The organism is Bacillus sp. FSL M8-0166 (assembly GCF_038008825.1).
Lineage (GTDB): Bacteria > Bacillota > Bacilli > Bacillales > Bacillaceae > Bacillus > Bacillus safensis.
This window is the reverse complement of record NZ_JBBOZZ010000001.1, coordinates 3,215,257-3,229,956: the sequence shown is the minus strand read 5'-3', so window position 1 is coordinate 3,229,956 and position 14,700 is coordinate 3,215,257. Positions and strand designations below refer to the sequence as shown.

The window sequence follows — 14,700 nt, the reverse complement described above, 5'->3', positions numbered from 1 at the left end:
CCCTTTGGGGCGCTTTTTCTTATTTCCTTGATCATTCGCTCATTTTTGTTTAGCCTTGATAGTGAGGAATCAACCATCCTTTTTTATGAGATTGAAGGAAATCGTACATACTTTGAAGAGGCTATTGCATGAATGAAGGAGGATTTGACAGCGATGAAAAAAATGATTGCAATTGATTTAGACGGTACACTCTTAAATACAAAAAGTGAAATATCCGCTGAAAACCGAGAGGCATTGATTCGTGCGAAGGATGCTGGCTATATTGTAACCATCTGTACAGGGCGGGCAACTTTTGATGTAAAAGAGCTGCTTGGCGATTTGGACATCCCCATTATTGCGGCAAACGGCGGGACTGTTCATACAGAGGGATACGAGCTCTTCAGCCGAATCACACTGGACCAAGAAGCGGGCAAGCGGGCTGCAAAGGCATTAGTGGAACGAAACATTTACTTTGAAGTCTATACAGATGATGCCCTCCTCTCTCCTTTTGATGGAAAAGAGAAGCTGAAAGCAGAATTTGATCTGATCGAAAGCGCAAACCCAAATGAGGATCTCGCTGATCTATGGGAAGGAGCCATGACGCAATTTAAACAATTCGGCATCAAACCAGTGGATGATATCCGTCAGATTTTTGAGTCGAATGAACCGACCTATAAATTACTCTGCTTCTCGTTTGATATGAAAAAACTGCACGAAGCTCGAAATCTTCTGGCAGATATGCCCGAGCTCTCATTGACCTCGTCTGGAAAACATATTATTGAGGTGCTGCCAAAAGAGTCTGGAAAAGGACATGCCCTGAAAAAGCTCGCAGCCCATTATGGTGTAGACCGCTCACATATTTATGCAATTGGCGACAGCCCAAACGATCTTTCTATGTTTGAAGAAGCAGGCCACCGCATTGCAATGGGAAATGCGGTAGATGTCATTAAAGAAAAGAGCACCTACATCACAAAAGGAAATCATGAAGATGGTGTCGCTTATTTTATTGATCTTCTTTTACAAAATCAATTCCATGAAAAAAAGACGCTTGTCTGATCAGCGCCTAGAGAGAATTCTAGAAGTCCGATATAATTGTTGATCGGGCTTTTTCTTTATTTTTTGATTCTAACAGCCGTTTCATATTTGTCCTTCCAGTACGTACTTGTTTTCATATTGGTTAAGACAACACCGTTTGAGACAGTCACATGAATGACTTGATTTGATCCTGCATATATCGCCGGCATCAATGATTTTCCGCTGAAGAAGACAAGATCTCCCGGCTTAAGCTCAGAACGTTTCACAGGTGTACCTGCTTTAACTTGACCTGATGCATAGCGAGGCAGCTCAATGCCAAGCACTTCTTGATACACGTACTGCGTGAACCCTGCTGTATCAAATCCTTGCTTTGGGTTCGTACCGCCTTTGACATAAGGGACTTCACCAATATACGTAGCGGCTTTTGATACGATAGGGTCCTCTTTCGCAAGCTCCAGATCTGTTAATCGTTTCGCACCTGTCCATTTCTCGCGCCAATACGATTCAGACAAATAAGAAATTGTCACACTTTCAGAACGGCTCGCATGAATAAAGCGGTCGCCTCCAATATACATACCTACATGAGAAATTCCGGGCTTATATGTGTTGCTAAAAAAGACAAAATCCCCAGGGCGAATATCGCCTAATGCCACTTTTTCTCCTACGATCCACTGCTGTTCAGCACTTCGAGGTAAATAAATCCCAAGTGATTTTTCAAATAAATACTGTAAAAATCCTGAGCAATCGAATCCAGTCTTTGGATCTGCTCCTCCAAATACGTAAGGAATACCTAAATATGTCATCGCATCTTTCACAAGAGGGTCATTAGAAATTTCTTGCGTGCCGGGCAGTCGTTTGACCGCATATAATCGATCAGTCCAATATTTGCTTTTGCTGACATCTGTTTTCACCACACCTTGACTAAGCGTGATGTGGATGACCTGATTGTTACCAGCGTACAACGCCACATGTGTCGGGATATCCTTCGTTTCTTCAAGGCTTCGGAAATACACAAGGTCACCAGGCTGGGCTTTTTCCCATGATACCTTTTTTCCAATCTGATATTGGTCGATGACCTTTCGCGGCAAATCAAATGTTTCTGATGTCTTGTACACATATTGAATAAACCCAGATGCATCAAAGCCCGTTTTTGGATCCGTTCCTCCTTTATGATAAGGTGTTCCAATCAGCTTTTCCGCTTGCTCCAAAAGAGATGGTGTTTGAGCAGATACTGCTGATTGGGACATGAACATCAGCCCTACGAGCACACACCCTCCAATCAACATTCCTTTCCATTTCATGATCCTTTCCCTCCTTTCTTCTATAGTTTCGGCATGACACCTTTCATTTTACACCCTATTTCGACAAAAAAAGAGCACGCGATATGCGTGCCCCTTCATCCTTTTTAGGTTATTTACCAGCTTCCGCTTTTGACTGCTTTTGCTGTTCAATTTTCTGCATTTCAACCGAAATCTTTTGTTTTTCGTGATCTGTCAGACTGTCACTAAATTTAAAAGCAGACATAAAGACAAAGACTAAAATTAATGCAACAAACGGCCAGCTTGCTTTTAGGAATTTCATTTCTTCTCTTTCCCTCCGTTTTCTTTTAAGTTTTTAACTTTATCAGCGTGATCTACTTCAAAGAAAATGTGTCCGTCTTTTTCTTTCCAATCCGCATTCGTCCCATTGGTCAGCATACGGATAATGGCTTTTGATTCTAGTGATCCTGCTTTTACTGGAGCAGGTGTTGCTTCTTTGATGTACATTGGGACAACTTCAAATGTCGCTTTTCCATCTTCATTCAGATGATACTGAACAAGTGCAGAATCACGTGTTCTTGACCAGCCTTGGTCAAAAATAAAGTTTCCTAGGCTATAGAAAATCGCCGTTCCATTATAGACTTCCATTGGTTCAAGAACATGCGGGTGAGCACCGATAATGATATCAGCACCGGCCTTAGACATCGCTCTTGCCAATTCTCTTTGTCTATCGTTTACTTCATTGTTGTACTCCTGTCCCCAGTGAGCATGAACAACGACAATATCTGCCTTTTCAGCAGCCTGCGAAATCATCGGAATAAAGATAGATGGATCGGCTGGCAGAATACCCGCCTGGCGATTCGTTGCTTTAAAATCTTTCCCATACACATCTGTAAAACCAAGTGTAGCAATTTTGACACCATTTACTTCTTTGTACGAAATGTTCTGCTTCGCATCTTGGAGGTTACGACCTGCACCTGTATAATCCATGCCGGCTTGTTCAAAGGCATTAATCGTGTTGTTCAGCCCTTTTTCACCATAGTCTGCCGCATGGTTATTCGCAAAGTTTAAGACAGAGAAATTTAAATCCTTCAACGCTTGGACAGAATCTTCATCTGTTTTTAAATGAATATTCTTTTGGGCTGCCTGCTCCTTATCTGAAGCGACTGGATGCTCAAAGTTGCCTGTCACATAATCTGACACATCAAAATATGGCTTGGCATAGCGAAAGAGGTGCTGTTTTCCATAGCGGTCTGTTACTTTCTCTACGTTTCTTCCAAACATAATGTCACCGACAAACGAAGCGGTCAGGATGTTTTCTGGATTCTTTTGTACAGTTGGCACTTGTGCTTGCCCGATAAACGTAAATAGAAATGTACAAGCAATAACGATCGGTAAAGCAATCAGCACGTGTTTATTCGTCTTTTTCTTTTGATTCTTTGTGATTTTCAGCAGCTTTTCCTGAAAGCTCAATTTTTTATTCATCATTGGACACACCTTATCTTAAAATAGATAGTAAACATACATGATGGCAAATGTTGCACCACTTAGAAGTAACGTGCTTCCAAGGGTAATCGTAAGACCTTGTTTTTGAATCGTATTTGCAATCAATCCAGGGACGATGATTCCGATTCCGCGGAATTCTGCTATTTCAAATGGGACCACTGGATAGAAGAAATCAAATATGAGCTTTAAGGCAATCCCTGTAATCAGCATCGCAGCAAACTTTCTGCGTCCGTACAAAATCATAAATTTTGATAGACCAAAGCGAACGATGACGTACGTAAGCAAGCTGACAGACAAAACGACTAAAATGAAAACTGGCTGGTTAAATACAAGCGCTAGATAACCTGGTACAACAAGTCCAGCTGGTACGATTCCTGTTTTTTCTGCAAAGATTAAACTAAGTAGAACACCTAAAATTAACGAGATATAAAGATCTGATCCGAACATTTTCTATATTTCCTCCTAGCTGACAAGCTGCTTAATTTTGTATTCTTGAATTTTTTCGATTAACGGTTCAGCGGCACCATGGATATTGCCGACTCCATAAACCACTCGATTATGAAGCTTTTTCTCAAGCATATTCATAATTTGTTCTGTAGATTGATATTCAAGGTTGTGTAAGTGGTCAGCCGGAATTTTCCCTTCCTCATATGCCTTTACAATTGGATCTGTTGTTTCACCAATTAAGACAAGGTCACTTGCTTCAATATAAGGAAGTACATCCTCCGCAAACTGGATCGTTCTATCTACACGATCCGCACGGCAGTTCATGATAATAATCGGTTCATCTGTTGGATATCCAATTTCTTTCACACGCTTCCAAATGTTCAATGTAGAGGATGCGTCATTTGCCGCGAATCCATTTACAAAATGTCCAGGCGTTTTCGCGTCCATTAATGGAAGAATTCTCATTGCTCCTGGATCAGGCGGCGCATTTAACATTCCTCTGAATGCCGTATCTTCATCAATCCCTAATGCTTGGGCAACACCAAGTGCAAGTGAAGCATTATCTGGGAAAACCATGTACTCAAATTTCCGCAAAAACTCATCGGAAATCTTGGAATTATCTGCAACAATGACTTCTGTGTTGCGTTTTTTCGCAATCTCTTTAAAGAAATCCGTATATTCACTATCCGTAATAACCAAGTGTCCATTGTAAGGAATTGTCGCTGTAAAGGCTTCTGCTATTTCATCAAGTGTCGGCCCCATGACGTCCATATGATCTTCAAGAACGTTTACGATCACGCCAATATTTGCTTGAAGCAGCTCTTCCTGAAAGATAATTTGGTAATCTGGATTTACCGCCATACATTCACTGACGATGGCATTTGCTCCTCTTTCAACTGTTTCTCTCATTACTTCTTTCTGCTCTCCGATATTCGGTCCTTGCGGTTTCCTTTTAATCGGTTTCTCCTCTGGCGTATCCCAATAAATCATTCTCGCATCCGTTCCCGTTGTTTTGCCGACAGTTTTATAACCTGCCTCCATTAAGATACCGGTTGTCAATCTTGTGACGGTAGACTTTCCGCGAATACCATTAATATTGACGCGCACCGGCAGGGCATCGATATTTTTCTGATGACGCTTCTTTTCAATAAAGCCAATCCCTAACATGATGACACAGGCTATAACGATTAACCACATCGCTTATCTACATCTCCTTTTTTTATGAGTGTGATATGTAAATTCAATCAACAGTATATCTGTTCAGCATAAAATCACAATCGGTATTATGTAACATAATCTTTCACTTCCTCGTATGCCAAATTCCTCTAATCAGAAGGCTTAATTGCCTACTCATCCTTCAAATGAAAAGGCCAAAAGGCGGACAAAAATCAGTCTGAATTTCTGCTGAATTCGAGAGAAAGCGTTACCATCAATGATCCGAAAATCTTTTGTCCTTTTCTCCCTAAATTTTTTGACAATTATAAAGATGTATTTTGAATCAATGTTTTAGAGCCCTCTCTTCTCTATAACATCAGTCATATCAGCGCTTTAAATGAATAGTGCGTGTTTTGGAATGTTTTATATTTTTGAACGAATAGGTTAGAAAGTCATTCTCATTGGTCAGATTGCTGCGCGTTGACCTATGACAAAGGTCACCTCTAAAAAAATCAAGTCATCTGCTTATTTTTAGGTCACAAAAAATTGGGATAAGATGTAAAAGGTTGATCATTTCGGTGTACCTTCTCTTTACGATATTCACACCTTATGACCTAAACACTGAAACATTATTCATTTGTTTTTATCAAGATTCATCATTTCTTAACATTTTTAATGTGAATTTAGTTGAAAGTTGTCAGTTCATGTCATGCTTTCCCCAACGGAAACGAATAAAATTCGCTTCTCCGCTTACACTATGGTTAAAAAATCTGTGAGAGGAGGCTAAAGATGCCAAACGCCAATGAGCAAACACGCCTGCATTTTTTATCAGGCAGCTTTGAGGAAAAAATCCGTATCTTGAAAAAAACATTTCAGCAAAGCGGCGACTTTGAGTACCGAGAGTTGATGGTGAATGAAACGAAATCTGCACTGTTTTTTATTAAAACAAGAATAGATGAAGGAAAACTAAATGATTTCATTATCGGCAACTTGTTAGGCTCTCCCGGAAAACAGGATTATATAAAATCTCTTAGCACAGTTGAAACAGGCGACTTGACACTGATTACAGACAGTATTATTGCAGGAAGTATTGCCTTTCTTGATGAAAACTCCTCGCAAATCAAGCTATTTGCTGTCGGACAGCCTCCGCTGCGCTCTATTTCTGAACCTTCTTCTGAAAGTATTATCGCAGGCGCACATGATGGATTTGTTGAAAGTCTTAATACTAATATCTACTTACTGCGTTCGCATTTAAATGATCGGAAGCTCGCCATTCAATATCATAAGGTCGGTACAAAATCAGAAACAAAGCTTGCGACGGTTTATATATCTGATATTGCCAATCAAGAAAAGGTTGAAGAGGTCAACAGACGGATTTCTTCTATTAAAGTAGACACACTGATAAGTCCTGGCTCTATCGTTGAGGCAATTGAGGAAGATTCATTTTCTATTTTCCCGCAGCTGATTGACACAGAACGTCCAGACAAGGTAAGATCTGCGATCCTTGAAGGCAGGATCGTCGTACTCATGGATGGCAGTCCAATGGCCATCATTCTGCCTATCACCTTCTTTAGCTTCTTTCAGTCACCAGATGATTATAACAGCCGCTGGATTCCTGCTACGTTTATTCGTATTCTGCGTTATCTTGCCTGCATCATCGCAGTCATATTGCCATCTTTTTATATTGCTGTTATTGCGTTTCATTATGAGGTTGTCCCAGATGAACTAGCCATTACGATGAAGAACTCTATTATCGGAATTCCCTTTCCTCCATTGATAGAGGCCATACTGATGGAGATCACGATTGAACTTATACGTGAAGCTGGGGTGCGTCTGCCTAAACCAATCGGGCAAACCATTGGAATCGTAGGAGGTTTGGTTATCGGGGATGCGGTTGTACAAGCAGGACTTATTTCGAATGTCCAAGTGATTGTAGTCGCTGTGACGGCCGTCGCTTCATTTGTACTTCCGTCGTTTGAAATGACGTCCACCATCAGGATGCTTCGTTTCCCGCTTATGTTTATGGCATCAATGTTTGGATTTATCGGCATCTCATTCGGACTATCTCTCATGCTCATGAATTTATGCCGCCTTGAATCACTAGGGGTGCCATACTTATCACCTGTTGCTCCATTTAACTGGCAGGATTTAAAAGATACTGTGATTCGCCTCCCAATGTGGATGTACAAAAATCGTCCTGTTTATTTAAATCCGCAAAAGAAAAAACAAGTTGAACAACTGAGAGGGTGGACAAAGAAAAATGAAAAATAAAATATCTCCCCCTCAAGCGGTCTTTTTTATCATCCAGTCTCAAATTGGTGTTGGTATTTTAGCACTCCCCCATTTGCTGATGAAAGACATGGGGCACGATGGCTGGATGGCGATTATTTTAGCGTGTTTCTTTATCCAAATCATCAATACGATTTTTCTTTATATTATCTACAAGTATCCACAAACGTCATTCTTCCAAGCGCTGATTGAGGTCTTTGGAAAATGGATTGGACACGCCTTGGTCGTGCTCTATACGGTATACTTTGCCTCGGTTTGCATCGTTGTCCTTTCTATATTCACAAGGATTCTTGGCATATGGGTACTCCCGCTCACACCAAACTGGGTGATTATCCTATTACTGATGATATGCATTATCTATATCGCAAAGGAGCAAATTACAGCCATTGTCAGGTTTAACTTTATCTTAACTCCTTTTTTGCTCATGCTCTCTCTATTGATGTTCTATGCATTGAAAGGAACCAATATTGATTACCTCCTGCCTTTTTTCCAAACGGGTATCTCCCAATTTCAACTTGGATTGAAGGACGTAGTGCTGTCAATGAATGGATTTGAGATGATTTTGATCATCTCTCCACTGATGAAGGGCACCATTAAGGAACGATATAAAGTGATGACCATTTCAAATATATGCACGACGCTTTATTACCTATTTATTACATTGATTTCTTTTATGTTTTTCAGCCCGGCTGAGCTTGATGTGATTCCAAATCCTGTTTTGTATCTATTAAAAACCATTACATTCGGAGTCATTGAGAGGACAGATTTAATTTTTCTCAGTTTCTGGTTCTTTGTCATTTTAGCTACACTGAGTAATTATCTGTACTTTTGTGCAAATGGCGTGTCCATTCTTTTAAAGAAAAAAAATCACAAAAAATATGTCTACTATTTCGCCATTTTGATTTATGCTGCCAGCTGTTTTCTTTCAACTGATAACTTTAGAATTCAGCGCTTTAATGAATTTACCACCGTTGCACAATATTCATTTATATACACGCTTCCGATCATGATGGCCGTGATCATCTTGATCAAACACCGCAAAAAGAAGGTGAAATCACATGCATCATAGGTACATGTTGACACTGCTTATGTGTGTTTCCCTCATTTTCATGCCTGGCTGCTGGGATCAAAACCTATTAAAAGACATCTCTCTTGTTTTAACTTCAGCTGTTGATCAAGGAGAGGATGACAATGCGAGATATTCGATTACCTATCGAAAGGTGCAGCAGTCTCAAAGTATGCAGCAAGGGAATTCTGGCAGTTATTTAACCACTGTTCTCACAACCGAGGCGCCTACTTTAAGAAAAGCAAGAAGCAACTTTAGCCGGAGTGTAGACCAAAAAATTGATATGTCGAAAATGCGGGTGCTGCTGATCGGTGATGAATTTGCCCAAAACAGGCTGCTCCCTTACTTAGATATGTTTTATCGCGATCCCAAAAGCCCTTTACTCGCTAACATGGCGGTGGTTCAAGGAGGGAGCTGTGTGGACTTAATTAATTCTCTGCTCAAGGAAAAACTCATTGTGAGCGACTATTTAAACAACCTGATCACTTCTGCATCACACTCCTCCCAAGTTGCACCTAAAAACATTCAAAATGTCCGGTCCAAAATGCTGCAAACCGGCGAGGACTTCACACTGCCGTTGCTCTACTACGATAAATCAAAAAAGTTAACGAGTGTGAGGGGGGTTGCTTTATTTGATAATGAGAAGAAGAAAGGTGAACTCTATGCTCAGGATGCCATTCTGCTCACCATCATGGATGGTAAAATGGGCAATTATGCAAACTTCACTAAAAAAGTAAGAAATGATATGAAATCAAAGGAAAACAATTATATTACCATTCAAGTAACTGATTCAAAGAGAGACATTAAAATCGTCAATTCTGATCATCGAAACGTAACCTTCTCTCTTGAGTTTGAATTTAACACCTCTGTTCTTGAATATCCGAAAGATAATTTAGATACAGATAAGAAAATCGAAATGTTAAATAAACGGCTCTCAGCGATTTTGACAAAAGACGCCGAAAGAATCATCGCAGCCCTGCAAGAGGCAAATTCTGATGTCCTAAGTCTCGGCAGAAAATATCGGGTAAAACACTATGATGAATATATGAAAATGAACTGGGTCACCGATTATCCGAAAGTAAAAATCATTCCAAAAATCAAAGTGAATATTACACAAACAGGTATTATTAGTTAAAGAAAAGGAAGAAGCCATCTTTCTTTTCTTTTTTTATTTATTTTAGATTGTCATTTCGATGCTTTCGTGATAATCTATGTGTGTAAACGGTTACACATTCATGAAGGGAGGCTCTCCATTGGCTACAATTAAAGATGTTGCAAAAGCTGCACAAGTGTCTGTTGCCACTGTTTCACGCGTGCTCAATGATACTGGATATGTTCATTCAGATACGAAAACCCGCGTGACACAAGCGATGCAGGAGTTGAACTACTTTCCCAATGAAGTGGCTAGATCCCTTTTCAAAAGAGAATCACGCTTAATCGGTTTGATCTTGCCTGATATTACAAACCCCTTCTTTCCTCAGCTGGCTAGAGGCGTTGAGGATGAAATTCATGCGCACGGTTTTCGGTTATTATTCGGGAACAGTGATGAAGATCGAGAGAAGGAGATGGCCTACTTACAAACCTTTAAACAAAATCAAGTGGTCGGTGTCATCGCTGTCACAAATGAACCTGAATCAGATATATACACTGATGGTGATCTACCTGTTGTGTTCTTAGATCGAACCGTTCCACATGCACCTTCTGTTTTTGCAGATGCTGCAGCTGGCGGGAAAATGGCGGCAATGGAATTAATCAGACGCGGCAGCCGGCAGATCACACTGCTAAAAGGACCTGCCCATCTGCAAACAGCGCGGCAGCGATTCAAAGGCGCACTCGATGTTCTCACGGAAACAGGTGTCGACTTTCATGTGATGTCAAATGCTTCATTTTCCTTTCAAGAAGCCCGAAAAAGCGCCAAGGCCCTTTTCCAGCTGTACCCTGAAACAGATGGCATCATTGCCAGCAATGATATCGTCGCAACAGCGGTCATCCATGAAGCGCTTCGTATCGGAAAAGCCATTCCAGAGGACGTTCAAATCATTGGATTTGATGATATCCCGCAAAGCGAGCTGCTCTTCCCTTCCTTATCGACCATTAGGCAGCCCGCCTATGAGATGGGAAAAGAAGCGGCACAGCTATTAATCAAAGCGATTCAGAAACAACCGATAGATCAACCAGTTATTCAAATGCCCGTCTCTTTTATTGAACGAGAGACCACAAGAAAGGTGGATTCACAATGAGTCATATTGTTGTAGTAGGAAGCAGTTCAATGGATTTAGTCGTCACATCAGATAAACGGCCAAATGCCGGTGAAACGGTTTTAGGCGAATCGTTTAAAACCGTCCCAGGCGGAAAAGGTGCCAATCAGGCAGTCGCAAGTGCCAGACTCGGTGCAGATGTATATATGGTCGGCCGAGTTGGTGATGACGCTTATGGGCAAGATATTCTCAGCAATTTAGAAACACAAGGTGTCCGCACCTCATATATGAAACCGGTTACCGAAATGGAGAGCGGCACAGCTCATATCATTTTAGCAGAAGGTGATAACAGCATTGTTGTGGTCAAAGGGGCAAATAATGAGGTCACTCCTGACTATGTAAGTGATGCTCTTTCTACAATTGATGATATTGGGATGGTTCTCATCCAGCAGGAAATACCTGAAGAAACGGTCGAAGCGGTCTGTGCCATTTGCAGTGAAAAAGAAATCCCTGTGATTTTAAACCCTGCACCAGCCCGCAAAGTATCGCAGCAGGTTTTACAGCAGGCTGCTTACATTACACCGAATGAACATGAAGCTGTTCTGATGTTTGATGGTCTGCCAATCGAAGATGCCTTGCGTCAATACCCTAACAAATTACTGATCACAGAAGGGAAAAATGGGGTTCGATATTTTGACGGATCGAAAGAAGTGTTAGTTCCAGGTGTACCTGTCGAAGCAGTCGATACAACAGGAGCTGGCGATACCTTTAACGGAGCCTTAGCTGTCGCCCTAACAGAAGGCAAATCCCTCTATGACGCACTTGCCTTTGCCAACCTTGCAGCATCAATGTCCGTCACAAAGTTTGGTGCACAAGGCGGCATGCCAACAAGAAAAGAATTGGAGAAAAAGAAATGAAAAAAAACGGCATCCTAAACAGCCATATCGCCAAGGTACTTGCTGACCTTGGCCACACAGATACAATTGTCATCGCAGACTGTGGCCTCCCTATTCCAGAAGGTCCAGTCAAAATCGACCTGGCGTTATCGATCGGCACACCGTCCTTTCAGGAGGTCACCTCCCTCCTTCTTCAGGAAATGGCCGTTGAAAACATGACTGTAGCTAGCGAAATCAAAGAAGCCAATGAACGAGATTATTTATTTCTTAAGAAAGCGTTCTCAAAGCCATTACATGATGTAGACCACGAGACATTCAAAGACATGACCAAACAGGCAAAAGCAGTCATTCGAACGGGTGAAGCCACCCCATACGCAAACTGCATTCTTCATGCCGGTGTCATCTTTTAAAGGAGGAGCCAGATATGAACATTGAGATGCATAACATCCATAAGGCTTTTGGCAAAAACACCGTTCTCTCCGGGGTCTCCTTTGACCTCATCACAGGTGAAGTCCATGCACTCATGGGTGAAAATGGTGCGGGAAAATCAACTTTAATGAATCTGCTGACAGGTCTTTATTCTTTAGATCAAGGAACGATTCAAATCGACGGAAAAGAAACCGCTTTCAAAAATCCGAAAGAAGCGGAACAGCACGGCATTGCCTTCATTCATCAGGAGCTCAACATATGGCCGGATATGACCGTCTTGGAGAACCTATTCATCGGGAAAGAAATCTATACGAAGCTCGGACTGCTAGACACAAAGAAAATGAAGGTCCTCGCCCAAACGCAGCTGGACCGATTGTCTGTGAATCTCTCGCTTGATCAAGAGGCTGGCAGCTGTTCTGTTGGACAAAAACAGATGATTGAGATTGCAAAGGCATTAATGACCGAGGCGAAGGTCATCATCATGGATGAGCCGACAGCAGCTCTAACGGAACGTGAAATTGAAAAGCTCTTTCAAGTCATTGAATCTCTCAAAAAAGAAGGCGTTTCTATCGTCTATATTTCTCACCGTATGGAGGAAATCTTTGCAATCTGTGACCGAATTACGATCATGCGTGATGGGAAAACGGTCGATACGAAAGCCATACCTGAAACGAATTTCCATGAAGTCGTCAAAAAAATGGTCGGCCGGGAATTGACAGATCGATATCCCGAGCGAACGCCTTCTACAGGAGACATTGTCCTTGAGGTGAAACAAGCCTCGAGAAAAGGACAATTTCAAGATATCAACTTCTCAGTTAAAGCTGGAGAAATCGTCGGTGTTGCAGGCTTAATGGGTGCTGGCCGGACCGAAATGATGCGGTCGCTGTTTGGCCTCGATCCTCTTGACCAAGGAGAAATATGGGTTCATGGGAAAAAGGCTGTTATTAAAAAACCAAGTGATGCCGTCAAGCTCGGCATCGGCTTTATCACAGAGGATCGCAAGGATGAAGGGCTGATGCTTGATGCATCCATCCGAGAAAACATCGGTCTGCCAAACTTAAAAAGCTTCTCTCCAAAGGGACTGATTGATAAGAAAACTGAACAGGATTTTGTCGACCTGCTCATCAAAAGACTAACGATTAAAACGGCTTCCTCTGACATTTCTGCCCGAAGCCTGTCTGGTGGAAATCAGCAAAAAGTCGTCATCGCCAAATGGATCGGCATACAGCCAAAGGTGTTGATTTTAGATGAACCGACACGAGGTGTCGACGTCGGAGCGAAACGAGAAATCTATCAGTTAATGAATGAATTGACCGATCGAGGCGTTGCCATTTTAATGGTCTCCTCTGAACTCCCAGAGATACTCGGGATGAGCGATCGAGTGCTCGTCATTCATGAAGGAACTATCAGCGGAGAATTAGACAAAACAGAAGCTACACAGGAACGAATTATGACACTAGCTACAGGAGGGAAGTAACATGAAACCACTTACTTCAAATGGACGATTTGATCACATCATGCAAAAGCTTGGGCCATTCTTAGGACTCATCATCCTTGTCGCCATTGTTTCTATTTTAAACCCGGCCTTTTTAGAGCCATTAAACATCTTAAACTTACTGAGACAAATCTCCATTAATGCCCTCATTGCCTTTGGGATGACGTTTGTTATTTTAACTGGAGGCATTGATTTATCTGTCGGTGCCATTCTCGCACTATCCAGTTCCCTGACTGCCGGCTTTATCGTTTCTGGCATGGATCCGATTTTAGCCATTATCGTCGGCTGTATCATCGGTGCCGTTCTTGGGATGATCAACGGTCTTTTAATTACAAAAGGAAAAATGGCTCCTTTTATCGCAACGCTTGCCACGATGACGATTTTCAGAGGTTTGACACTCGTTTATACAGACGGAAACCCGATTACTGGGCTTGGCTCTAACTATGCCTTTCAGTTATTCGGCCGCGGATATTTCTTAGGCATTCCTGTTCCAGCGATCACGATGCTTCTCACTTTTATCGTACTTTGGGTACTGCTTCATAAAACACCTTTCGGCAGAAGAACATATGCGATCGGCGGGAATGAAAAAGCGGCTCTCATCTCAGGAATCAAAGTACCACGCGTGAAAATTATGATCTATTCATTAGCAGGCTTCATGTCTGCCTTAGCAGGTGCGATCTTAACATCTCGCCTAAATTCAGCGCAGCCAACAGCTGGTACGTCCTATGAGCTTGATGCCATTGCTGCCGTCGTACTTGGCGGGACAAGCCTGTCCGGCGGAAGAGGACGAATTGTCGGCACACTCATCGGGGTGCTCATTATCGGTGTCCTGAACAATGGTATGAACTTACTTGGTGTTTCATCATTCTATCAATCTGTTGTGAAAGGGATTGTTATCTTGATTGCAGTCCTACTAGACAGAAAGAAATCTGCTTAAGGAGGCAGC

The 14,700-nt window shown here is 41.9% G+C and carries 14 protein-coding genes; 9 read left to right on the top strand and 5 right to left on the bottom strand.

All coding sequences use genetic code 11. The annotated features are described in order from the left end of the window. Positions 1 to 153 precede the first annotated feature (153 nt). The gene (locus NSS92_RS16675; RefSeq protein WP_267586787.1) at positions 154 to 1,035 is read left to right on the top strand and encodes a Cof-type HAD-IIB family hydrolase; all 882 of its coding nucleotides are present in this window, start codon (positions 154 to 156) and stop codon (positions 1,033 to 1,035) included. 56 nt (positions 1,036 to 1,091) lie between these two features. Here the strand turns inward: NSS92_RS16675 and NSS92_RS16670 are convergent, their stop codons facing one another. The 5 genes from NSS92_RS16670 to pgsB all read right to left on the bottom strand — a co-directional run bounded on the left by NSS92_RS16670 (position 1,092) and on the right by pgsB (position 5,423). Continuing rightward, complete coding sequence (locus tag NSS92_RS16670) at positions 1,092 to 2,315, bottom strand: C40 family peptidase (RefSeq protein WP_340869371.1); 1,224 nt, start codon at positions 2,313 to 2,315, stop codon at positions 1,092 to 1,094. A gap of 109 nt (positions 2,316 to 2,424) precedes the next feature. After that, positions 2,425 to 2,595 (bottom strand): hypothetical protein, encoded by a 171-nt coding sequence (locus NSS92_RS16665; protein WP_087976066.1) that lies wholly within the window; start codon positions 2,593 to 2,595, stop codon positions 2,425 to 2,427. Further along, positions 2,592 to 3,758: a CapA family protein gene (locus NSS92_RS16660; RefSeq protein ID WP_340869367.1), complete on the bottom strand. Its 1,167-nt coding sequence runs from the start codon at positions 3,756 to 3,758 to the stop codon at positions 2,592 to 2,594. The genes NSS92_RS16665 and NSS92_RS16660 overlap by 4 nt, the downstream gene beginning before the upstream one ends. An 18-nt stretch (positions 3,759 to 3,776) precedes the next feature. Then, positions 3,777 to 4,226: a poly-gamma-glutamate biosynthesis protein PgsC gene (gene pgsC, locus NSS92_RS16655; RefSeq protein ID WP_007497520.1), complete on the bottom strand. Its 450-nt coding sequence runs from the start codon at positions 4,224 to 4,226 to the stop codon at positions 3,777 to 3,779. 15 nt (positions 4,227 to 4,241) lie between these two features. Next, positions 4,242 to 5,423 carry a poly-gamma-glutamate synthase PgsB gene (gene pgsB, locus NSS92_RS16650; protein ID WP_039181962.1) on the bottom strand — a complete coding sequence of 394 codons (1,182 nt, stop codon included), beginning with the start codon at positions 5,421 to 5,423 and terminating at the stop codon, positions 4,242 to 4,244. A gap of 747 nt (positions 5,424 to 6,170) precedes the next feature. Between pgsB and NSS92_RS16645 the strand changes: the two genes are divergently transcribed. The 8 genes from NSS92_RS16645 (at position 6,171) to rbsC (ending at position 14,691) form a co-directional block, all read left to right on the top strand. After that, on the top strand, positions 6,171 to 7,652 hold the full coding sequence (locus tag NSS92_RS16645; protein ID WP_267586790.1) for a spore germination protein: 1,482 nt from the start codon (positions 6,171 to 6,173) through the stop codon (positions 7,650 to 7,652). Continuing rightward, entirely contained in the window at positions 7,642 to 8,739 is a 1,098-nt protein-coding gene (locus tag NSS92_RS16640) for a GerAB/ArcD/ProY family transporter (protein ID WP_340869363.1), read from the top strand. Before NSS92_RS16645 ends, NSS92_RS16640 begins: the two co-directional genes overlap by 11 nt. Continuing rightward, the gene (locus NSS92_RS16635) at positions 8,729 to 9,871 is read left to right on the top strand and encodes a Ger(x)C family spore germination protein (protein ID WP_267586792.1); all 1,143 of its coding nucleotides are present in this window, start codon (positions 8,729 to 8,731) and stop codon (positions 9,869 to 9,871) included. The genes NSS92_RS16640 and NSS92_RS16635 overlap by 11 nt, the downstream gene beginning before the upstream one ends. 118 nt (positions 9,872 to 9,989) lie before the next feature. Continuing rightward, on the top strand, positions 9,990 to 10,976 hold the full coding sequence (locus tag NSS92_RS16630) for a LacI family DNA-binding transcriptional regulator (RefSeq protein ID WP_267586793.1): 987 nt from the start codon (positions 9,990 to 9,992) through the stop codon (positions 10,974 to 10,976). Beyond that, entirely contained in the window at positions 10,973 to 11,851 is an 879-nt protein-coding gene (rbsK, locus tag NSS92_RS16625; protein ID WP_340869360.1) for a ribokinase, read from the top strand. The genes NSS92_RS16630 and rbsK overlap by 4 nt, the downstream gene beginning before the upstream one ends. Then, positions 11,848 to 12,240, top strand: a complete 393-nt coding sequence (gene rbsD, locus NSS92_RS16620; RefSeq protein ID WP_267586795.1) for a D-ribose pyranase — start codon at positions 11,848 to 11,850, stop codon at positions 12,238 to 12,240. The genes rbsK and rbsD overlap by 4 nt, the downstream gene beginning before the upstream one ends. A gap of 14 nt (positions 12,241 to 12,254) precedes the next feature. Beyond that, positions 12,255 to 13,736, top strand: a complete 1,482-nt coding sequence (locus NSS92_RS16615; protein ID WP_340869356.1) for a sugar ABC transporter ATP-binding protein — start codon at positions 12,255 to 12,257, stop codon at positions 13,734 to 13,736. 1 nt (position 13,737) lies between these two features. Continuing rightward, the gene (gene rbsC / locus NSS92_RS16610) at positions 13,738 to 14,691 is read left to right on the top strand and encodes a ribose ABC transporter permease RbsC (RefSeq protein ID WP_340869354.1); all 954 of its coding nucleotides are present in this window, start codon (positions 13,738 to 13,740) and stop codon (positions 14,689 to 14,691) included. The last annotated feature ends 9 nt before the right edge of the window (positions 14,692 to 14,700 follow it).